The organism is Curtobacterium sp. MCLR17_042 (assembly GCF_003234695.1).
GTDB lineage: Bacteria > Actinomycetota > Actinomycetes > Actinomycetales > Microbacteriaceae > Curtobacterium > Curtobacterium flaccumfaciens.
Genome location: NZ_QKTD01000017.1, coordinates 1 through 19,292, shown reverse-complemented (window position 1 = coordinate 19,292; position 19,292 = coordinate 1). Strand labels below are relative to the sequence as shown.

Genomic DNA, 19,292 nt, shown 5'->3' with positions numbered 1-19,292 from the left:
CGCGCGGCGAGGGGTCGCGACGTGTCGTGCGTCCGCCGCCGAGTGGTCACGAACCGTCGGTTGGCGGGGCCTCGGGCGACGGTTCGTGACCGTTCGACGGACGTGAGCGGGGTGTCGTGACCGTTCGGGCCGCACCCGCCGGGCGCGGCGTCAGGCGCCGAGGCGCTCGATCAGCTCGGCGTAGCGCGCAGCCGTGCGCTCGACGATCTCGTCCGGGAGCACCGGCGGCGTGCCCTGGCGGTCCCAGTGCGCGCTGAGCCAGTCCCGCACGATCTGCTTGTCGAACGAGTCGGTGCGGTCGGCGGAGCGGGCGTCCCAGTAGCGGCTCGAGTCGCTCGTCAGGACCTCGTCGGCGATGCGGATCCGGCCGGTGGCGTCCTGCCCGAACTCGAACTTGGTGTCCGCGATGACGACGTCCCGCTCGAGCGCGATGGCCGCGGCCTCGGTGTAGACGTGCAGCGAGAGCTCGCGCAGCGTGGCCGCGGTCTCGGCACCGACCAGGTCGACGGTCTGCTCGTACGAGATGTTCTCGTCGTGCTCGCCCTGGGCCGCCTTGTACGCCGGCGTGTAGATCGGCTCCGGCAGGCGGTCACCGTTGGACAGCCCCGCGGGGAGCGCGACACCGCACACGCTGCCGGTCTCCTGGTACTCGGCCCAGCCGCTGCCGACCAGGTACCCGCGCACGACGCACTCGACGGGGAACATCGTGAGCGGCATGACGTGCATCGACCGTGCCTCGACCTCGGCCGGCACGGGGGTGCCACCGGAGGACGGACCGATGATGTGGTTCGGGACGTCGCTCAGCTGGGTGAACCAGAACCGCGACAGGCGGGTCAGCAGCTCGCCCTTGCCCGGGATCGGCGGCTCGAGCGCGAAGTCGTACGCGCTGACCCGGTCCGAGGCGACGAGCAGCAGCTCGGACGCACTCGCCAGGTCGGCGGTGCCCTCGGGCACGTAGAGCTCGCGGACCTTGCCGGACGAGACGTGCCGCCAGCCGGCGATCGGCGCGGGGGCGCTCACTTCGCGACCTTCGCGGCGATGTCGGTGCGGAACTGCGCGCCCTCGAGCGTGATGTCGCCGAGCCCGGCGTAGGCACGCTCACGGGCCTGGGCGAAGTCCGACCCGGTCGCGACGACACTGAGCACCCGGCCGCCCGTGGCGACGAGCGTGTCGTCGAGGACACCGGTGGCAGCGTGCGCGACCGAGACGCCGTCGCGGGCGTTCGCGTCGTCGATGCCGGTGATCGGTCGACCGGTCTGCGGGTTCTCCGGGTAGCCCGCGCTCGCCAGGACGACGGTGACGGCGACCTCGTCGCGGAACACGGGTGCGGGGACGGCACCGAGCTGCCCGGTGGCGGCGGCCAGCAGGAGTTCGCTGAGCGGCGTGGCCAGGCGGGGGAGCACGACCTGCGTCTCCGGGTCACCGAAGCGCGCGTTGAACTCGATCACGCGGACACCCTGCTCGGTGACGATGAGGCCGCAGTACAGGAGCCCGACGAACGGCGTGCCCTCGTGCTCGAGGCGGCGGACGGTCGGCAGCGCGACGAGCTCGGTGACCTCGTCGACGAAGGCCTGCTCGGACGGCCAGCGGTCGGCGAGCCACGGCAGCGGCGAGTACGCGCCCATGCCGCCGGTGTTCGGTCCGAGGTCGCCGTCGGCCAGGCGCTTGTAGTCCTGCGCGGGGCTGAGCGCACGGACGTCGTGCCCGTCGCTCAGGAAGAACAACGAGACCTCTTCGCCGTCGAGGAACTCCTCGACCACGACGTGTCCGTGCTGGAGCCAGTAGGTGGCGTGGTCGATCGCGGCCTGGCGGTCGTCGGTCACGAGCACGCCCTTGCCGGCGGCGAGCCCGTCCGCCTTGACCACGTACGGAGCGCCGAGCTCGTCGATCGCGGCGACGGCTTCGTCCGCCGTGCCCGCGTAGACCGGACGCCCCGTGGGCACACCGGCCTCGCCCATGATCCGCTTGGCGAACGCCTTCGAGCCCTCGAGCTGCGCGGCGGCCTTGCCCGGCCCGAACACGGGGATGCCGCGGGTGCGCACCGGGTCGGCCACGCCGGCGATGAGCGGGGCCTCTGGGCCCACGACGACGAGCTCGACGTCGTTCTCGATCGCGTACTCCGCGACGAGTGCACCGTTGGTGGGGTCGAGGGAGACGGTCTCGACGTCGGCGGCGATGCCGGCGTTGCCGGGCGCTGCCGTGATGACGTGACCCGCATGCTCCGCGAGGAGGGCCGTGATGATCGCGTGCTCGCGGGCACCGGAACCGAGGACGAGGATTCGCACCCGATCACCCTACCCAGCCCGACTCGCCGCCCGCGATGCGAGGGCTAGCCTGTGGAGATGCCACCCAGGAGGATCGAGGACGCCGACGGGCGCGCGGCACTGGCCGCGGTGCGTCGTGGGGAGACGGCCCGACCGGCCGTCGCGACCGCGGTTCGGTGGACGTTGCAGTGCCTGGCGGACGAGGTCCCGGGCAACAGCGTCGAGGTGAGGGTGCCGCCATTCGCCGCCGTCCAGGCCGTGCCCGGACCCCGGCACACCCGTGGCACGCCGCCGAACGTCGTCGAGACCGACGCCACCACGTGGCTCGCCCTTGCGTCCGGCGAGCTGACCTGGGCCGAAGCGGTCGCGCAGTCACGCGTCAGCGCCTCGGGCTCCCGCGCCGACCTGACGGCGTTCCTGCCGGTCCGGCTGCCCGCCTCCGGCGCCTGACCCTGCGAGCCGCCGGCACCGAGCCACCGGCACCGATCCGCCAGCACCGAGCCGCCGCGGCGAAAGCGCCTGCGGAGAACTCCCGCGCGAATTAGGTAGTGCCTACCGATGCGCCCACATCGACCGGGTTCCTAAGCTTGAAGTCGCCGGGATTCGGACCCGACCCGAACGGGTCCGAACCCGGCGACAGGCACCAAGGTACGCGATGTTCCACACAACGTGTCAATCGTGGCGGCGCGTCGTGCTGCAATCCGCAACGTTCTTGCGTGCGCGACAGCCGACGCGGAACGCGGAACCGGCCGTGCCGAGTACCGAGCAGCTCAGAGCAGCTCGCTGAGCTCCGACCGCGCGTGCAGGTCCCACTTCGCGAAGACACGGGACAGATGCGCGTCGATCGTCCGCGTCGAGAGCCCGAGGGACTCCGCGATCCGCCGGTTGCTCAGCCCCTGCGCGGCGAGTTCGGCGACCTCGTACTCGCGCTTCGTCAGCGGCGGTTTCGAGTGCCCCGCGGTCACGGAGATGCCATGTGCTGCGAGCAATCCCTGCGCCGCGATCACCCGCGTGCGGTCGCCGGCGCGCACGGCGTCGGCGTACTCGACCACCGCGGCCGCGAGCGGTCCGTCGACGCGAGTGGCGGCCTCGCGCATCCGCTCGAGCGAGCCGGTCGAGTCGCGTCCCTGTGCCATGCCGACCGCGTGGTGCAGGGCGTACCCGTACATCACGTGCGTCCACGAGCCGTTCGCCGTGCTGCGCTCGATGATCTCGTCGGCGTGCTGCAGTCCGGCCGGGTTGCCGAGCACGGCCTCGGTCCAGGCGATCGACACGGCGACCTGCTCGCCGGTGATGCGCATCGCCCGCTGCGGGGTGGTCCGGGCACGTTCGAGCGCGCTGGCGGCTGCTTCCGGGCGTCCGCCGTACGCGAGCGCCAGGGCCAGCCGCGCCCAGGGGTAGGCCGCGAACCCGCCGTGGTCGGCGATGTCGTACCGCTCGCACGCCGCCGAGAACGCGGCGACGGCGTCGTCCCAGCGGCGCTGTGCGAGCGCCAGGTTGCCCTGGCCGATGAGCTCGAGCGTGAAGTCGTACTTCAGGTAGGGGCTGGAACGCCCCGCGGGTACCTCGATGATCAGGTCGTCCAGGTCGCCGCGCCACATCTGCACCTGGTGCAGGACGGAGGAGTTCTCGCCGACGCTCCAGGGCGCTGCCTCGACGTGCGCCACCGCGGTGGCCAGGGCGCGGTGACCGAGCGCGGACGCGTCGTCCAGCCGGCCGGCGGTCGCCAACGCCATCACGGCGCAGGGGGCGACGGCGAGGAACGACATCGGCATCGTCGGGGCGTCCACGATGCCGCTGCGCTCGATCTCGGCCCGGACCTCGGCGAAGTCCCCGCCCCAGCCCTGGTGCGCCATCCGCAGCAGCCGCAGCCGTTCGACAGCCTCGTCGGACACGACCAGGCGCGTGGCGGCATCGGTCAGGGCGACCGCCGCCGTGACGTCGTCGTCGTGGAACTGGCGGATGTTCGCCAGGGTCTCGCACGCTTCGATGACGGCCTCGTCGGTGACGTCGCCGACGTGCCGCTTCGCCACGCCCCAGGCGGCTTCGGCGTCGGCGCGGCCGGCTTCTCGGCCGTCCGAGTACGAGTACGCCAGCGAGCGGAGGCAGTGCGCCGCGACCTGTTCGGTGGGGGTGAGCGTCGTGCGGAGCGCTGCCGAGGCCAGGGCGATCCCGCTCTCGTGCTCCTGCAGCCGCACGGCGACCTGCGCCGCGTCGAGCAGCTGGTCGACCGACGGGAGGACCCCGCACTCGAGCGACCACAGTGCGGCACGCAGGCGTGCGGCGGGCGGTGCGCCCTCGGGCCGGTCGGTGCGGAAGGCGTTGGCGCGCGCGAAGAGTGCCGTTCGCCGGGCCACCGGCACCAGGGTGCGGATGACCTCGCCGACGAGCGGGTGCGACGGCCGGACGACCGCGGCGCCGTCGTCGAGCGAGTCGATGCGGACCAGACCGAGCGCGACGACCCGGTCGACGTCCCCGCCGGTCACCAGGCCGAGCAGGCGAGCGAGCGGGATCGGGTCGGCGAGGGCGACGATGTCGACGACGTCGCGCAGGTCCTCCGGCAGCGACCCGAGCTCGGTGCGGTACATGTCCGCGAGGCTGTCCGACGCGGTCACGCGCCCGCGCCAGTACCACCCGGTCGCGGTGTGGTCGAGGGCGCCGGAGACCCGCGCCGCACGGACCACCTCGCGCAGGTACAGCGGGTTGCCCGCGGTGGCGCGGTGGACGCGCTCGGCCGAGGCGTTCTCGAGCGGCGAGCCCAGCGCCTCGGCCACGAGCGCCGCGGTCTCGTGCAGCGCCAGGGGCTGCAGGTCGATGCGCTCGAGCAGGTCGTCCTGCCACAGCGCGCGGAGCGGCTCGGGGAGCGCCGTGAAGTCGCGGCAGGTCAGGACGAGCCGAGCACCCTGCCGACGGACCAGCCAGGCGACGTACCGCGCGGAGATCGCGTCGAGGTGGTCGGCGTCGTCGACGCGGAGCAGGACGTCGCGGTCGACGAGGTCCTCGATCGCACGGAAGCGCTGCTCGGCGCCGGTGTCGTCGGACAGCTCCGAGATGGACGCCGGCAGCTCGCCGAAGCGCTCGGCGACGGCGCCGAAGGGCATCGACCGGCTCGCGGCGACCGCCGTGATCGGCACGACGACCGTGCGGCCGGTGCCGTCGCGACCGGCGACGCGATCGGTGACTCGGGCCGCGGCGGTGCTCTTGCCGATGCCGGGGGCACCGACGAGCGCGACGCTCCACCGGTGCTCGGCGACGACGGCGACGGCGCGGTCCTCTTCCGCGCGCTGCGCGACGGGCCAGGCCACGCGGGCGGGGACGGCCGGTCGGCGTCGGCGGGCGGGTGCGGTTCGTTCACGCATCCGACACACCTCCTCCGCTTGGGATACCGACCAGTAGCGTCCATCCTCTCCCGGATCGGTCGCCGCGCACAGGCCGCGGGACGTCCCACAGTGGGGGACAATGGACGGGTGAGCAACACCGATCAACCCGACGAGCAGCCGCTCCCCACGCCGGCACCGGCTCCCAGCGCGGTCGCCAGCCCCGACGAGGTCACCATCCGCCGTGCACCGAAGTTCGGCGTGTTCATCGTCGGCGGTGCCGTGCTCGGGTTCCTCGCGACCCTCGTCGTGGTCGCCCTCACCATGAACCTCGGCGGCCAGCGGGACCAGACCAGCTTCGGCAGCCTGGTCGGCTACTTCAGCCTGTGGGGCGTCACGATCGGCGCCTTCGTCGGTGCGGTCGTCGCCGTCGTGTTCGACCGGGTCTACGCCCGGCGGTCGGCCCGCCTGACGGCGGAGCGCGTCGAGGTCGAACTGCCGCCCGAGACGGTCGACGGTGAGCTCGACGACCATGGTGACCAGCGGCCGTAGCCGCTCCCGATCAACGGACTGGAGGCCCGGTGCCAGCTGGCACCGTCCCTCCAGGCACGGCCGTCACCCCGCTGGCGCGGTGCGCCGGTACCGGCTGGTGGGGCCCACCTCCCGTCCGTCTGGTGGTCGCGATCGCGACCACCACTCAGCTGAGCTGGTTCGCCTCGACCCAGGACAGGTACTCCGGGCTCACGGTGCCCGTGACGTACTCACCCGTGAAGCAGCTCATCTCGAGGTCGGTCACGTCCGAGCCCTCGATGATGGCGTCGCGCATGTCCCCGACCTCCTGGTAGATCAGGTGGTCGCTGCCGAGCACGCGGTTGATCTCCGGGATCTTCCGGTCGTGCGCGATGAGCTCCGCGCGCGTCGGCATGTTGATGCCGTAGACGTGCGGGAACCGGACAGGGGGAGCGGCGCTCGTGAACGTGACCTCGTTCGCGCCGGCGGCCCGGGCCATCTCGACGATCTCGCGGCTCGTGGTGCCGCGGACGATCGAGTCGTCGACGATCAGGATGTTCTTGCCCTTGAACTCGGACGACATCGCGTTGAGCTTTTGGCGCACCGAACGCTTGCGCTCCGCCTGCCCCGGCATGATGAAGGTGCGGCCGACGTAGCGGTTCTTGTAGAAGCCCTCGCGGTACTCGATGCCGAGCTTCCGAGCGACCTGCATGGCCGCCGGACGGCTCGAGTCCGGGATCGGCATGACCACGTCGATGTCACCGGTCGGCGCGTACTGCTCGATGGTGTCGGCCAGGCGGTTGCCGAGGCGCAGACGCGCGTCGTAGACCGAGATGCCGTTCATCACCGAGTCGGGGCGTGCCAGGTAGACGTACTCGAACGAGCACGGCACCAGGCGCGGGTTCTTCGCGCACTGGCGGGCGTGCATCTGGCCGTTCATCTCGATGAACACGGCCTCGCCCGGGGCGATGTCGCGGACGATCTCGTACCCGCCGGACTCGAGCACGAGCGACTCGCTCGCGACGACCCACTCCGGCTGCCCGGCCTCGTCGAACTTGTGGCCGAGGATCAGCGGGCGGATGCCGAACGGGTCGCGGAAGGCCAGCAGCCCGTGCCCGGCGATGGTCGCGATCGTGGCGTAGGAGCCCTCGACCCGCTCGTGCACGCGCTCGACGGCGTCGAACACCTGACCCGGGTCGAGGTTCGCGCCGCGGACCTGGCCCTGCAGCTCGTGCGCCAGCACGTTCACCAGGAGCTCGGTGTCGCTCGTCGTGTTCAGGTGACGACGGTCGATGTCGAACAGTTCACGCGTGAGCTCCCGCGTGTTGGTGAGGTTGCCGTTGTGGACGAGGACGATGCCGTACGGCGCGTTCACGTAGAACGGCTGGGCTTCTTCTTCGTTCGTCGCGGCGCCCTTGGTGGCGTAGCGGACGTGTCCGAGCCCCATGGTGCCGAGGAGGGCACGCATGTCGCGGGTGCGGAACGCCTCACGCACGTGGCCGCGGGTCTTGTGCATGTGGTGCACGTGACCCTCGACCGTGGCGATGCCCGTCGAGTCCTGCCCGCGGTGCTGCAGGAGGAGCAGTGCGTCGTAGATGGATTGGTTGGCGGGGCCCTGCGCAACAAGGCCGACGATGCCGCACATTCGCGGGTGTGCTCCAGACCGTAGAATCGGGGGGTACCGAACAAGTCTGCCATGTCACCGCGAAGGACTCCGCATGCCCAACCCGTACGCCGAAGCCGGAGTGGACACCGCTGCCGGTGACCTGGCCGTCGAACTGATGAAGTCCGCGGTCGCGGCCACCCACAACGCCTCGGTCCTCGGTGGCGTCGGTGGGTTCGCCGGGCTCTACGACGTCTCGTTCCTGAAGGACTTCTCACACCCGTTGCTCGCGACCTCGACCGACGGCGTCGGCACCAAGGTCGCCATCGCGCAGGCGATCGACAAGCACGACACCATCGGGCAGGACCTGGTCGGCATGGTCGTCGACGACATCGTCGTGGTCGGCGCGAAGCCGCTGTTCATGACCGACTACATCGCGTGCGGCCGAGTGGTGCCGGGCCGGATCGCCGACATCGTCGCCGGCATCGCCCGCGGCTGCTCGGAGACCGGCACCGCCCTGGTCGGCGGCGAGACCGCCGAGCACCCGGGGCTGCTCGGCCCGGACGACTACGACGTGGCCGGTGCGGCGACGGGTGTCGTCGAGGCCGACGCACAGCTCGGCGCGCACCTGGTGCAGGACGGCGACGTGGTCCTGGCGATCGAGTCGTCGGGCCTGCACTCCAACGGGTACTCCCTCGTGCGGCACATCCTGGCGTCGCGGGGCGTCGGCTTCACGGACCAGCTGCCCGAGCTGAGCGGCGTCGGGTTCGGCGGCGCGGTCTCCGTCGGCGAAGCCCTGCTCGAGCCGACGCGCCTGTACACCGCACCGCTCCTGGCGCTGCTCGAGCAGCACCCGGGCGCGGTGCACTCGCTCTCGCACGTGACCGGTGGTGGCATCGCCGCGAACCTGGCGCGCGTGCTGCCCGTCGGCTCCTGGGTCGAGGTCGACCGTTCCACCTGGCAGCCGCTCCCGGTGTTCCGGGTCCTGGCCGACATGGCCGGCACCCCGATCGAGGACACCGAGGGCACCTGGAACCTGGGCATCGGCATGTTCGCCGTCGTCTCGGCCGGAGCTGCTGCCGAGGTCATCGCCTCGCTCGGTGCCGCCGGCATGCCCACGTGGCCCGTCGGCACGATCGCCACGTCCGCGCGGGACCTGACCGGGTTCGAGCAGGGCGCCAAGGGTGTCGACGGCGGCGCGGTCCGGCTCGTCGGGAGCTACGCGGGCTGACCCGCCCGGTGCCGTGCCGTGCTTTGCCGTGCCTTGCCGTGCTGCGTGCGTTGAGTGGTCACGAACCGTCGTTTGGCGGGTGTGCAGCCGACGGGTTGTGACCGCTCGGCGTCGTGCACGCGGGGAGTCGTGACCAGTCCATCCCGGGAACCGGGCGCGCCGACGGGTCTCCGGGCACGCGGAAACGCCGCGCCGCCCGAGGGCTGCGCGGCGTGACTGCGAGAGAGGTCAGGCGGACTTGTTCTGGTCTGCCTGGGTCTCGAACTCGTCTTCGTCTTCCGCCGGTTCCGGACCGTACTGGTCCGCCCAACGGTCGACGTAGTTCTCGTCGGAGTGTTGTCCGGCGGAGAGCTCCTGCTCGAGCGCACCGTAGTTCGTCTGCGGGCTGAAGTACTTCAGCTCACGGGCGACCTTGGTGTGCTTCGCCTTCTGACGGCCGCGCCCCATGCGTGACCCCCTCGTTCGGCTCTGGTCCGGTCCTGGCGAATGACGGAAGATCACTCGGGGAACCAGACGGTTCGTGGTTTGAAATCTGCCGATCACTCTACCATGTACCTCGATCTGGACGTCGCGCGACGGCTGGCCCGCACAGCAGAATCGAAGTGATGACGGAACCCCTCGAGCCCCCGGTCGACCAGCACGCCCGCGTGGTGGTGATCGGTGCGGGGCAGGCGGGGCTCTCCGTGGGATACCACCTGCGTCGCCTCGGGCTCGTCCCCGGCAGCGACCTGGTGATCCTCGACCGCGCGCCGAGCACCGGTGGGGCGTGGCAGTTCCGGTGGGAGGCCCTGCGGCTCGGAGCAGCACACCGGGTGCACGACCTGCCCGGCATGCGTGCGATGGGCCTGGAGTTCGACGACGCCGACCGGTCGCGGCCCGCGCGGGACGTCGTCAGCGAGTACTACCGGCGGTTCGAGCAGCACTACGACCTGCGGGTGCGGCGCCCGGTCACGGTGACGTCCGTCTCACGCATCGACGGCGACGGCCGCGTGTCGGGCGACTCCCCGGCGGACCGTGGGCTCTGCGTCACGACCCGGAGTGCCGACGGCACCGTCACGCGCATCCGTGCCGACGTCGTGGTGAACGCATCCGGAACGTGGGGTACCCCCTTCGTGCCGTGGTACCCGGGGCGCGACGTGTTCCGCGGGCGGCAGGTCGACACGACCGAGTACCGCAGCGCCTCTGAGTTCGCCCGCCAGGACGTCGTGGTGGTTGGGGGTGGGACGAGCGCGATCGGGTTCCTGCTCGAACTCGACGGCGTCGCCCGTTCGACGCGGTGGTTCACCCGGCGTCCGATGGTCTGGGCCGGGACCGCGTCGCTCGACGTCGAGTCCGCCGTGGCCGCCGTCGACGAACAGGACCGTGCCGCCCGCGCCGGCGAGGTCCTGCCGAGCATCGTCAGCGGCACCGGGGTCCCGGTCTCACGACGGATCCGCGCCGGCATCGACCGCGGCGTGCTGCGCGACGAGCCGATGTTCACGCGGATGGACGAGACCGGGGTGGTGCGGGCAGACGGCACCCACGTGCACGCCGACGCGGTGATCTGGGCGACGGGGTTCCGGGCCGACCTCCGGCACCTCGCGCCGCTGCACCTGCGGACCACGGCGGGCGGGGTGGTGGTCGAGGACGGCCGGTCGGCCGAGGATCCGCGCTTGTTCCTGGCCGGCTACGGTCCCCAGGCATCGACCATCGGTGCGAACCGGGCCGGCCGACGCACCGCCCGCCAGGTGATGGACACACTGGCGGGCTGAACGGCACTGCGGCCCTCGCACCGTGCGAGGGACCACGTGAACGGTGCGAGGTTCCGTTCCCGGTGCGGGCCTCGTGAGCTCTCACCGGGAACGGAACCTCGCACCGGACGAAACCGGGACGCGCGGCTCAGGCGGGCAGGGGCTCCTCGACGCCACGACGACGGCGTGACGACTTGAGCACCAGGGCGTCGAGCGAGAACCGCCCGGGCCCGGTCAGCGCCACGGCGAGCGACGCCACCGCGAGCACGAGCACGTACTCGAACCCGCCGTCCTGCGAGTAGAAGCCCGCGGTGCCGTGGGCCAGGAACCCGGCGACGACCATGTCGACGGCCAGCAGCACGCCGACGACGCGGGTCGCGACGCCGAGCACGAGCAGGACGCCGCCGACGAGCTCGAGGCCGGCGACGAGGGGTGCTGCGACCTCGGCGAGGGGGACGCCCATGCCCGAGAAGCCCTGCACCACGTTGGGGATGCCCTGGGCGAACTTCTGGGCGCCGTGGGCGATGAACACCACCCCGAGGACGATGCGGAGCGCGGTCAGGCCGATGGAGGTCGATGTCGTTCGCATGGCCACGAAGGTAGCCGGTGACGCGTCATCGATCGTCCTCGAACAGGGGACTGACCGCGCTTCGCCAGAACATGCCCAGAGCATGCCCAGCCAGCGGTCCGCCGAAGGGCGGACTGCTTCTCAGGAATCGGCGCCGCGGCCCGTCTGCTGCTGGAGGCGGTCGATGTGCTCCGACGCCTGCGCCTTGGTGAGGTCGGCGGGGAGTTCCTCGCCGGCTTCACGGGCCAGGGTGTCGAGGTAGCTGCGCTGCGGTCCGGTCATCGGCTCGTCGCCGGTGACCCACTGCTCGGGGTCCTTGCTCGCGTCGGTGGAGGGGTCGGGTCGGGGGCCGCCCAGGGTCTCGCCCTGGATCGGTGCGTCCGGGGTCTGCTGCTGGTCGCGGTCTGCGTCACTCATGTCCGCGACGGTACGCCGCACCCCCGTCACGACACGCAGCAGCGACGTCCCCCGAAGCGGCTCAGCGGCACAGCGCGCACGACGGCACGCATCCGCACCGAAGCGGCTCAGACCTCGGTCGCCGCGTACCGCACCAGATCGGGCCCGACGGCACTCGTGGCGATCGGCACGACGCGGTCGTCCCGCCGGATCCAGATGGTCGCCGCACGCTCGTCGATCCGGTCGACCTCGTGCAGCTCGCCGTCGAGCAGCACCGACGCCGCGACCCGGACCAGACCGCTCGCCGGACGTGGCGGCAACCCGACCACGTCGTCGCCGTACGCCGGATGCTCGCCGGGCTGCAGGAACGGGGACACCGGGGCGGTGACGACTTCGAGTCCCTCGTCGACCGCGGTCACCGCCACCAGGCGGACGGCCTGGTCGGTCGGCAGCGGCACGTCGACGACGGGCTCGGCGGTGGGGCCGGCCAGTGCGCGGAAGGCGGGGCGACCGTCGGGGGCGAGGTGGGCCTCCAGGCCGTCGATCCGGACGCGACCGCGCCCACGGGAGTCGGCGTAGACACCGGGCTCGATGCCGGACTGCCGCGCCTCGAGCCGGGTGAGGACGACGCGGTCCGGGCGGTACCAGTCGCGGAGCGCGGCCGGGTCCACCCAGCCGACGCTCGGGACGCCGCGGGAGAGCGCGGCGGACTCGTCGGCGGCGCGCTCGTCGCGAGCGCCGAGGGGGTGCTCGCCGCGCACGGCGACGAGTCCTTCGAGCGGGCTGCCGGCCGGCGGCTCGTGGTCGAGCACCTCGACGCGCTTCGAGACCTTGCCGCCGTGTCCGTCGAACGTGGCGAACGTCCGCAGGTCACTGATGGTCATGGGGCCACATGCTACGACTCGTCCGCTCCCCGTCGCGGCGGGGAGGGCACGAGGGCGTGGATCTCTCCCGTGCAGAGCGCGGGGTCGACGCCCTCGGCGGGGCCCGCCGGACGGGTCGCGCGGCGCGGCTGGATGCTGTTGCGCTCGGCGGACCGGATCAGGCGGTCCTCGGCCGAAGCCGAGGCCGAGGCCGTGGCCTCGGCCGACGAACCGGGCTGCGCGGGGCGGCGGAGCGGGGGCCGGACGGGCTCGCCGCGGCGTTCCTGGCCGGGCAGCGGGCGGGAGCGGCGGCCGTACAGCAGCTCGGACGAGTCGAGCAGCCACGGCACCAGGGCCACGGTGACGCCGTGCACGAGCAGCAGCTTCTTGCGGATGCGGCGGCCGCGGTGGTTGTGGAGCAGGCCCTCCCACCAGTGCCCGACGATGAAGATCGGGGTGTAGACGGTGACGACCTCGGAGCCGTGCTCGTTCCGGTGCGCCTTGATGTACTTGATCAGGGGCATCGAGATGTCGCGGTACGGGCTCGGCACGATCGTCAGCGGCACCTGGATGCCGTACTCCGCCCACTGGTCGCGCAGGCGCTGGGACTCGGCGTCGTCGATCGCGACGTGCACCGCCTCGATGCTCGCGTGCTCGGCGGCGACGGCGTAGTCGAGCGCCTTGAGCACGGGCTTCTGCAGCTTGTTCACCAGGACGATCGCGTGGTCGCCGGTGGCGCCGAACTTCGTCTCGACGTCGGCCTCGATCTCGTGCGAGACGTCGCGGTAGTAGCGGTTCACGCCGAGCATGAGCACGTACAGCACCGGCATGATCAGGAAGACCAGCCAGGCGCCGTGGGTGAACTTCGTGATCGTGACGATGACGAGCACCACGAGGGTGAAGGTGGCGCCGATCGCGTTGATCGTGCGGGAGCGGACGACCTGCCCGCGGTTCACGGCAGGGTCACCCACGGGCACCGTCCCGTCCCGGTCTGCTCGGAGCAGCCGTGTCCAGTGCACGACCATGCCCGTCTGTCCGAGCGTGAACGACACGAAGACACCGATGATGTAGAGCTGGATGAGGCTCGTGACGTTCGCGCGGTAGACCACGAGCAGCGCCGCGGCGACGAGGGCCAGGACGATGACGCCGTTCGAGTAGATGAGCCGGTCGCCGCGGGTCGAGAGGGCCTTCGGGGCGTACGAGTCGCGGGCCAGGATCGAGCCGAGCAGCGGGAACCCGTTGAAGGCCGTGTTCGCCGCGAGGAGCAGGACCGCCGCCGTGGTCGCCTGGATCACGAAGAACAGCACGGAGTTGTTGCCGAACGTCGCGGCCGCGATCTGCGCGATGAGCGAGCGCTGCGGCGTGGTCGCACAGTTCGCGAAGCCCTGCAGGTCGCAGGCGCGCTCGGCGTAGTGCACGTGCGACACGAGCGCCAGGGTGATGAGCCCGATGAACAGGACGATCGCGATGCCGCCCATCGCGACCAGGGTGGCCTGCGCGTTCTTGATCTTCGGCCGGCGGAACGCCTGCACGCCGTTCGCGATGGCCTCCACGCCGGTCAGGGCCGAGCAGCCCGAGGCGAAGGCGCGGAGGAGCAGCAGGATGAACGCCGCCTGCGTCGTGTGCTCGACGTTCTGCACGGTGTACGCCGCGGACTCGGCGACCGGGGCGTTGCCGGCGGCGACCCGGACGAGCCCGGTGACGACCATCACGAAGACGCTCGCCACGAACAGGTAGGTCGGGATCGCGAAGGCCTTGCTCGACTCCCGCACCCCCCGCAGGTTCGCGGCGGCGAGCAGCACGACGAACAGCAGGGCGAGCTCGACGCGGAAGTGGTCGAGCATCGGGAGCGCCGAGATGATGTTGTCGACACCGGAGGCGACCGACACGGCCACCGTCATCACGTAGTCGACGAGCAGTGCACTGGCGACGACCAGCCCGGCCTTCTCGCCGAGGTTCCGGTGCGCCACCTCGTAGTCGCCACCACCGGACGGGTACGCCTTGATGAGCTGCCGGTACGAGGCGACGACGACCACGAGCAGCAGCACGACGAGTGCGGCGACCCACGGCGCGAACGTCAGGAAGGCCATGCCGCCGAGCAGCAGGATCATCAGGAGTTCCTGCGGCGCGTACGCGACAGAGGACAGCGGGTCACTCGCGAAGATCGGCAGGGCCAGGTGCTTCGGGAGGAGCTGTCCTTCGAGCTTCTCAGAGGGGAGGGGATCCCCGATCAGTCGTGCTTTCAACGACCGGATCTCGTTCGTCACGAGCGGCAAACCTACTCAGTTCCGGGCGCGAGTCAACACGGTTCGCCTGCCGCACATTCCCGGTCGGCTGCGGGCGCGCCACCCTGGGTGTCGCACACCCCTTGCGGTTGACGCAGCGTCAAGCATTACAGTCGCCAGCATGAGCGCATCGACAGGCCCGGGTGACGCAGCTGCGAAAGCTCCCCACGCCATCACCGAGGTGGCGCGTTCCGCCGGTGTCTCGAGCCGGACGCTGCGGCACTACGAGGCCGTCGGACTGCTGCCGGCCACCGCCGTCGGCGCGGGTGGGCTGCGGCGCTACGACGACAGTGCGCTCGTCCGGCTGCAGCGCATCCTGCTGCTGCGCGGGCTCGGACTCGGGCTGCCGGAGATCGCGCGACGGCTCGACGACGAGGGCGACGACGTCGCGGCGCTCACGGCGCACCTGACGTGGCTCGAGCACGAACGGGATCGGCTGGCCCGGCAGCTGGCCGCGGTCCGCACCACCGTGGCGCGCGTCGAGCACGGGGAGGACCTGACGGCAGGCGAGGCGTTCGCCGGCTTCCCGCCGACGCGACTTCCGGCTCCCTGAGGCGTCGGGTGCGGGGCGCTGAGGAACCAGGTTCCGGACACCACACCGCGGATCTGCACGGTGCTGTGTCCGGAACCTGGTTCCGCGGGTGACGTCGGGCGCGACACGGTGCGGACGACGGCCGGGAGGCCCTGGTCGCCAACACCTGTCGGCCGCGGGCAGTCAGAGCGACTTGCGCAGGGCCTCCAGGCCGTCCCGCAGACGCGTCACGGTGTCCGCACCGAGCGTGCCGCGGGTCGCCCGACGGCGCAGGTCCGCACGCACCTGCTGCCGGAACGACGACAGCGCCATCTCGAGCTCGCGCAGGGCGCGGGCACTGTCCGACGGGACGGACACGGGCTCCTCGGCGGAACCCGTCGCCGGGCTCTCGGCGGCGGCAGCCAGGTCGGCACGGAGCGAGCGCATGGCCTCGCCGACCGAGGCGCGCACGCCGTCGGCCAGCGACTTCACCGAGTCGCTCACGCCGGACTCGACCGTGGCGATCTCGTCGGCACGTGCCGCGAGCTCGGCACGGCCGGCGTCCGTGATCGCGTAGACGGTCTTGCGGCCGTCGGCGGTCTTCGTGACCAGGCCGTCGTCCTCGAGCTTGGCGAGCCGGGGGTAGACGGTGCCGGCGCTCGGCACGTAGGTGCCGCCGAAGCGGTCGCCGAGTGCCTGGATGAGCTCGTAGCCGTGCATCGGGTGGTCGGCCAGCAGGACGAGCAGGTAGAGGCGCAGGTGGCCGTGGGCGAAGACGGGGCTCATTCGGGCACCTCGCTCTCGTTCGTCGGGGTGGTCGGCGTGGTCGTCGTCGTCGGGGGTGTCGGCTCGGCGACCGGCGGGGCGTGCAGCACCGCGATGTCGCCGGAGACGGAGTTCACCCGCAGGTCGAGCCACTGGCCGGACAGCTCGCCGCCCTGCTTGACGTACGAACCGCGCACCCCGCGGATCTCGGCGTCGTCGAACTGCAGCTTGCCGGTCGCGGTGTTCACCGTGCACTTGTAGGCGACGCCGTCCGCCAGGCGGACGCTCACCGACCCGGACACCGTGTTGACGCGGGCGGACTCGGGGACCCCGTGCAGGTCGAGCACGACGTCGGCCGAGACGCCGTCGGCCTGGAACCGCGGGATCTCGCCGGTGGCCACGACGTCGCCGGAGACGGTGTGCACCGCGAGCGCGCCGTCGAGGTCGCGGATCGTGGTGGCGCCCGAGACGGCGTTGACCGTGACGTCACCCGCGACGCCGTCGACGACCAGGTCGCCGGACACCGTGTTGAGCGTGGCACCGCGGTTCGTGCCGGACAGCAGCGCACCGGCCGAGACGACACCGAGCGTGATGCCGGCGTCGCGGGGGACCAGGATGCTGACGTCGGCGTGGGCCTTGCCGCGGAAGGACTTCAGGAACCCGATGGGGTCGTCCCACCGGACCTGGGGGTGGTCGACGGTGAGGGTGTCGCCGTCGACCTCGATGAGCATCTGCTTGCCGGACACGCTGTGGATCTCGACCCGGGCCGTGGGTTCGTCGTGTGCGACGACGTCCACCTGCCCGCCGACGAGGCCGACACGCACGGTGCGCACGATGCCGGTGTCGATGACCTTGGGCTCGTCGACGAGCCACTTCTCCTGCGCCATGTTGCCTCCTGGAACTCGCGATGTATCGCGTCTGTGGAGGTCACGCTATATCGCGTTGCACCGAGCCGCAAGGGGTCGCACGCGATCGCCGGGTGATCGTGAGCAGGAATGGTCGGGTGAGGGCCGTGGACCCGACCGTTCCTGCTCACGAAGCGGGCGTGGCGGGGGTGGGGCGGGCCTCCAGGGTGGGGGTGGCGACGTTCGCTGCGGGCGCTGCCGCCGTGCGCTCGGGACTCCACGGGAACCGGCGGAAGTAGGGCATGAGCGGCTGGACCATCGGGCCGATCGCGAACGCCGCGATGACGGTGCCCGCGCCGACGTCTCCGCCGAGGACCCACCCGACGATCACGACGGTGACCTCGACCAGGGTCCGGGCGAGCCAGATCGGCCAGCCGAGCCGCTGGTGCAGGCCCACCATCAGGCCGTCTCGCGCGCCCGTGCCGAACCCCGCACCGATGTAGGACGCCGTCGCGACCGCGAGCAGCACGAGTCCCGCGGTGAACAGCCCGATCCGGGCGACGATCCCCGACGGCTCCGGCACCAGCCAGAGCACCAGGTCGGCACTCGGCCCGATCGCCAGGGCGTTCAGCAGCGTCCCGATGCCCGGCTTCTGGCGGAGCGGGATCCACAGCAGCAGGATCACGCCGCTCGACACCACCGTGATGACGCCGAACGACCACGGCACGACGTTCTCGAGCCCCTGGGTCAGCACCGTCCACGAGCTCACACCGACCACCGCGCGGACCTGCAGCGCGGTCGAGGCGCCGTAGAGGAACAGTCCGACGAAGAGCTGGACGAAGCGCAGGGTGAGAGCGGTGCGGCGGGACATGTGGCCATCGTCCCGACAGATTGGCCTGCAGGTCGAGAGCCAATCGCGCTACCGTGGACCCGTGCCCCCTGTCCTGATCAGTGCCCGCGCCGCTTCCCACCTGCTGACCGACTGGCGCGCCGGGACCGACGCCCCGGCCTACGAGGCGCTCGCCGACGCCCTCCGGGTCCTCGTCATCGACGGGCGGATCGCCCAGGGCGTCCGGCTGCCGGCCGAACGCGGCCTGGCCGCAGCCCTCGGCGTCTCGCGCACCACCGTCGCGAACGCCTACGCCCGGCTGCGCTCCGACGGGTTCCTGGTGTCCGTCCGTGGCTCCGGCAGCGTGGTCCACCTGCCCCGTGACCTGGTCGGCCGGCCCGACCCCGAACGCCTGGGCGGAGTCGTCGAGGGGGGCCTGCTCGACCTGCGCAAGGCGGCCCTGCACGCAGCCCCCGGCATCGACGAGGCGGTCGAGCGGGCGGTCCGGCACGTGCCGGCGGCGCTCGCCGGCATCGGCTACGACACCGTCGGCGACCCCGGCCTCCGCGCCGCGATCGCCGCGCGCTACACCGAGCGCGGACTGCCGACGGAGCCCGCCCAGGTCATCGTCACCCTCGGCGCGCAGCACGCGATCGCCCTGCTCGCGCGCGTGCTCGTCCGCCGTGGCGACGCCGTGCTCGTCGAGTCCCCGACCTACCCGCACGCGCACGAGGCCTTCCGCGAGGCCGGCGGACGCCTGGTCGGCGTCCCCGTCGACGCGCGGACGGGGTGGGACGCCGCAGCGCTCGAGACGACGCTGCGTCGCACCGCGCCCTCCGTCGCGTACGTCATGCCCGAGCTCCACAACCCGACCGGTGCGACCATGTCCGCGTCGACCCGCCGGCTCCTGCTGTCGGTCGCGTCCTCGGTCGGCACGATCGTCATCGCCGACGAGACGATGGGGGAGCTCCGGATCGACGGGGAGCCGTCGCCGCCGTTGGCGGCGGCGGACCCGTCGGGGTCGTCGGTCGTGATGATCGGTTCCGCCGCCAAGGTCTTCTGGGGCGGCCTGCGGATCGGCTGGATCCGCGCCGATCCGGCGCTGCTGCAGCGGCTGCTGCTCGCCCGCCCGACGGGCGACCTCGGCACCCCCGTGCTCGACCAGCTGGTCGTGCGCGAGCTGGTCCCGCGCACGGCGGCCGTCCTGGAGGCGCGGCGTGCGTCCCTGCGCGAAGGTCGCGACGCGGTCGTGGGGGCGCTCCGGGCGCGGCTCCCCGAGTGGGACGTCCCGGCACCGGCGGGCGGGTTGACGACGTGGGTGGGGCTCGGCCGACCGGTGTCGAGCGCGCTCGTGCTCGCCGCACGGGCCGAGGGTGTGGTGCTGGCCTCGGGCGGGGTGTTCGGGCCGGACGGCGGGTTCGAGCGGTTCCTGCGGGTGCCGTTCACGATGGCCCCGGCCGATCGGGGGCGGTTGGTGGACGTGCTGTCGCGGTCGTGGGAACGGGTGGGCGGCGAGACGAGCGGGGTGCGGGGGTCGTTGGCGGCGGTGGTCTGAGCCTGTCTCTTATACACATC

The 19,292-nt window shown here is 72.1% G+C and carries 18 protein-coding genes; 6 read left to right on the top strand and 12 right to left on the bottom strand.

Annotated elements, in window-relative coordinates; translation table 11 throughout:
* Nucleotides 1-150 precede the first annotated feature (150 nt).
* Entirely contained in the window at nucleotides 151-1,020 is an 870-nt protein-coding gene (locus DEJ02_RS15295; protein ID WP_111024227.1) for a phosphoribosylaminoimidazolesuccinocarboxamide synthase, read from the bottom strand.
* A complete protein-coding gene (purD, locus tag DEJ02_RS15290) occupies nucleotides 1,017-2,285 on the bottom strand; it encodes a phosphoribosylamine--glycine ligase (RefSeq protein ID WP_111033658.1) in 1,269 nt (422 codons plus the stop codon). The genes DEJ02_RS15295 and purD overlap by 4 nt, the downstream gene beginning before the upstream one ends.
* 57 nt (nucleotides 2,286-2,342) lie before the next feature.
* On the opposite strand from purD, the gene DEJ02_RS15285 reads away from it, so the two are divergent.
* The gene (locus tag DEJ02_RS15285; protein WP_111033718.1) at nucleotides 2,343-2,714 is read left to right on the top strand and encodes a sterol carrier family protein; all 372 of its coding nucleotides are present in this window, start codon (nucleotides 2,343-2,345) and stop codon (nucleotides 2,712-2,714) included.
* Nucleotides 2,715-3,034: 320 nt separating this feature from the next.
* Here the strand turns inward: DEJ02_RS15285 and DEJ02_RS15280 are convergent, their stop codons facing one another.
* Nucleotides 3,035-5,623: a LuxR C-terminal-related transcriptional regulator gene (locus DEJ02_RS15280; protein WP_111033657.1), complete on the bottom strand. Its 2,589-nt coding sequence runs from the start codon at nucleotides 5,621-5,623 to the stop codon at nucleotides 3,035-3,037.
* A gap of 108 nt (nucleotides 5,624-5,731) precedes the next feature.
* On the opposite strand from DEJ02_RS15280, the gene DEJ02_RS15275 reads away from it, so the two are divergent.
* On the top strand, nucleotides 5,732-6,133 hold the full coding sequence (locus tag DEJ02_RS15275) for a hypothetical protein (RefSeq protein ID WP_110858851.1): 402 nt from the start codon (nucleotides 5,732-5,734) through the stop codon (nucleotides 6,131-6,133).
* A 145-nt stretch (nucleotides 6,134-6,278) separates the two neighbouring features.
* On the opposite strand, the gene purF is transcribed toward DEJ02_RS15275, so the two are convergent.
* Nucleotides 6,279-7,736, bottom strand: coding sequence for an amidophosphoribosyltransferase (purF, locus tag DEJ02_RS15270; RefSeq protein ID WP_027465037.1), 1,458 nt, complete (start codon nucleotides 7,734-7,736; stop codon nucleotides 6,279-6,281).
* 73 nt (nucleotides 7,737-7,809) lie between these two features.
* On the opposite strand from purF, the gene purM reads away from it, so the two are divergent.
* The gene (purM, locus tag DEJ02_RS15265; RefSeq protein WP_110858852.1) at nucleotides 7,810-8,925 is read left to right on the top strand and encodes a phosphoribosylformylglycinamidine cyclo-ligase; all 1,116 of its coding nucleotides are present in this window, start codon (nucleotides 7,810-7,812) and stop codon (nucleotides 8,923-8,925) included.
* A 228-nt stretch (nucleotides 8,926-9,153) separates the two neighbouring features.
* Here the strand turns inward: purM and DEJ02_RS15260 are convergent, their stop codons facing one another.
* The gene (locus DEJ02_RS15260; protein WP_017886249.1) at nucleotides 9,154-9,372 is read right to left on the bottom strand and encodes a DUF3073 domain-containing protein; all 219 of its coding nucleotides are present in this window, start codon (nucleotides 9,370-9,372) and stop codon (nucleotides 9,154-9,156) included.
* A gap of 158 nt (nucleotides 9,373-9,530) precedes the next feature.
* On the opposite strand from DEJ02_RS15260, the gene DEJ02_RS15255 reads away from it, so the two are divergent.
* Nucleotides 9,531-10,676, top strand: coding sequence for an NAD(P)-binding domain-containing protein (locus DEJ02_RS15255; RefSeq protein WP_111033656.1), 1,146 nt, complete (start codon nucleotides 9,531-9,533; stop codon nucleotides 10,674-10,676).
* Between the two features lie 127 nt (nucleotides 10,677-10,803).
* On the opposite strand, the gene DEJ02_RS15250 is transcribed toward DEJ02_RS15255, so the two are convergent.
* The 4 genes from DEJ02_RS15250 to DEJ02_RS15235 form a co-directional block, all read right to left on the bottom strand.
* Nucleotides 10,804-11,244, bottom strand: coding sequence for a DoxX family protein (locus tag DEJ02_RS15250; RefSeq protein ID WP_071405836.1), 441 nt, complete (start codon nucleotides 11,242-11,244; stop codon nucleotides 10,804-10,806).
* A 120-nt stretch (nucleotides 11,245-11,364) separates the two neighbouring features.
* Complete coding sequence (locus DEJ02_RS15245) at nucleotides 11,365-11,640, bottom strand: DUF3072 domain-containing protein (RefSeq protein ID WP_017886246.1); 276 nt, start codon at nucleotides 11,638-11,640, stop codon at nucleotides 11,365-11,367.
* A gap of 107 nt (nucleotides 11,641-11,747) precedes the next feature.
* The gene (locus DEJ02_RS15240) at nucleotides 11,748-12,503 is read right to left on the bottom strand and encodes a hypothetical protein (protein ID WP_111033655.1); all 756 of its coding nucleotides are present in this window, start codon (nucleotides 12,501-12,503) and stop codon (nucleotides 11,748-11,750) included.
* A gap of 11 nt (nucleotides 12,504-12,514) precedes the next feature.
* Nucleotides 12,515-14,758, bottom strand: coding sequence for an APC family permease (locus DEJ02_RS15235; protein ID WP_111033654.1), 2,244 nt, complete (start codon nucleotides 14,756-14,758; stop codon nucleotides 12,515-12,517).
* Nucleotides 14,759-14,888: 130 nt separating this feature from the next.
* Between DEJ02_RS15235 and DEJ02_RS15230 the strand changes: the two genes are divergently transcribed.
* Nucleotides 14,889-15,320 carry a MerR family transcriptional regulator gene (locus DEJ02_RS15230; protein WP_111033653.1) on the top strand — a complete coding sequence of 144 codons (432 nt, stop codon included), beginning with the start codon at nucleotides 14,889-14,891 and terminating at the stop codon, nucleotides 15,318-15,320.
* Nucleotides 15,321-15,482: 162 nt separating this feature from the next.
* Here the strand turns inward: DEJ02_RS15230 and DEJ02_RS15225 are convergent, their stop codons facing one another.
* From DEJ02_RS15225 to DEJ02_RS15215, 3 genes are all read right to left on the bottom strand, one after another.
* Complete coding sequence (locus tag DEJ02_RS15225) at nucleotides 15,483-16,064, bottom strand: PadR family transcriptional regulator (RefSeq protein ID WP_071405831.1); 582 nt, start codon at nucleotides 16,062-16,064, stop codon at nucleotides 15,483-15,485.
* Nucleotides 16,061-16,930 carry a DUF4097 family beta strand repeat-containing protein gene (locus tag DEJ02_RS15220; protein WP_111033652.1) on the bottom strand — a complete coding sequence of 290 codons (870 nt, stop codon included), beginning with the start codon at nucleotides 16,928-16,930 and terminating at the stop codon, nucleotides 16,061-16,063. The genes DEJ02_RS15225 and DEJ02_RS15220 overlap by 4 nt, the downstream gene beginning before the upstream one ends.
* A gap of 145 nt (nucleotides 16,931-17,075) precedes the next feature.
* The gene (locus DEJ02_RS15215; RefSeq protein WP_111033651.1) at nucleotides 17,076-17,759 is read right to left on the bottom strand and encodes a YitT family protein; all 684 of its coding nucleotides are present in this window, start codon (nucleotides 17,757-17,759) and stop codon (nucleotides 17,076-17,078) included.
* Between the two features lie 61 nt (nucleotides 17,760-17,820).
* Between DEJ02_RS15215 and DEJ02_RS15210 the strand changes: the two genes are divergently transcribed.
* On the top strand, nucleotides 17,821-19,272 hold the full coding sequence (locus DEJ02_RS15210) for a PLP-dependent aminotransferase family protein (RefSeq protein ID WP_258378753.1): 1,452 nt from the start codon (nucleotides 17,821-17,823) through the stop codon (nucleotides 19,270-19,272).
* Nucleotides 19,273-19,292 lie beyond the last annotated feature (20 nt).

What these genes read in the sequence shown, in the direction of transcription:
- DEJ02_RS15255 (WP_111033656.1), top strand. Translation starts at nt 9,531, where the DNA reads ATGACGGAACCCCTCGAGCCCCCGGTCGACCAGCACGCCCGCGTGGTG.
- DEJ02_RS15225 (WP_071405831.1), bottom strand. Translation starts at nt 16,064, where the DNA reads ATGAGCCCCGTCTTCGCCCACGGCCACCTGCGCCTCTACCTGCTCGTC.
- DEJ02_RS15240 (WP_111033655.1), bottom strand. Translation starts at nt 12,503, where the DNA reads ATGACCATCAGTGACCTGCGGACGTTCGCCACGTTCGACGGACACGGC.
- DEJ02_RS15260 (WP_017886249.1), bottom strand. Translation starts at nt 9,372, where the DNA reads ATGGGGCGCGGCCGTCAGAAGGCGAAGCACACCAAGGTCGCCCGTGAG.
- purF (WP_027465037.1), bottom strand. Translation starts at nt 7,736, where the DNA reads ATGTGCGGCATCGTCGGCCTTGTTGCGCAGGGCCCCGCCAACCAATCC.
- DEJ02_RS15280 (WP_111033657.1), bottom strand. Translation starts at nt 5,623, where the DNA reads ATGCGTGAACGAACCGCACCCGCCCGCCGACGCCGACCGGCCGTCCCC.
- DEJ02_RS15250 (WP_071405836.1), bottom strand. Translation starts at nt 11,244, where the DNA reads ATGCGAACGACATCGACCTCCATCGGCCTGACCGCGCTCCGCATCGTC.
- DEJ02_RS15215 (WP_111033651.1), bottom strand. Translation starts at nt 17,759, where the DNA reads ATGTCCCGCCGCACCGCTCTCACCCTGCGCTTCGTCCAGCTCTTCGTC.
- DEJ02_RS15245 (WP_017886246.1), bottom strand. Translation starts at nt 11,640, where the DNA reads ATGAGTGACGCAGACCGCGACCAGCAGCAGACCCCGGACGCACCGATC.
- purM (WP_110858852.1), top strand. Translation starts at nt 7,810, where the DNA reads ATGCCCAACCCGTACGCCGAAGCCGGAGTGGACACCGCTGCCGGTGAC.
- DEJ02_RS15220 (WP_111033652.1), bottom strand. Translation starts at nt 16,930, where the DNA reads ATGGCGCAGGAGAAGTGGCTCGTCGACGAGCCCAAGGTCATCGACACC.
- DEJ02_RS15285 (WP_111033718.1), top strand. Translation starts at nt 2,343, where the DNA reads ATGCCACCCAGGAGGATCGAGGACGCCGACGGGCGCGCGGCACTGGCC.
- DEJ02_RS15230 (WP_111033653.1), top strand. Translation starts at nt 14,889, where the DNA reads ATGAGCGCATCGACAGGCCCGGGTGACGCAGCTGCGAAAGCTCCCCAC.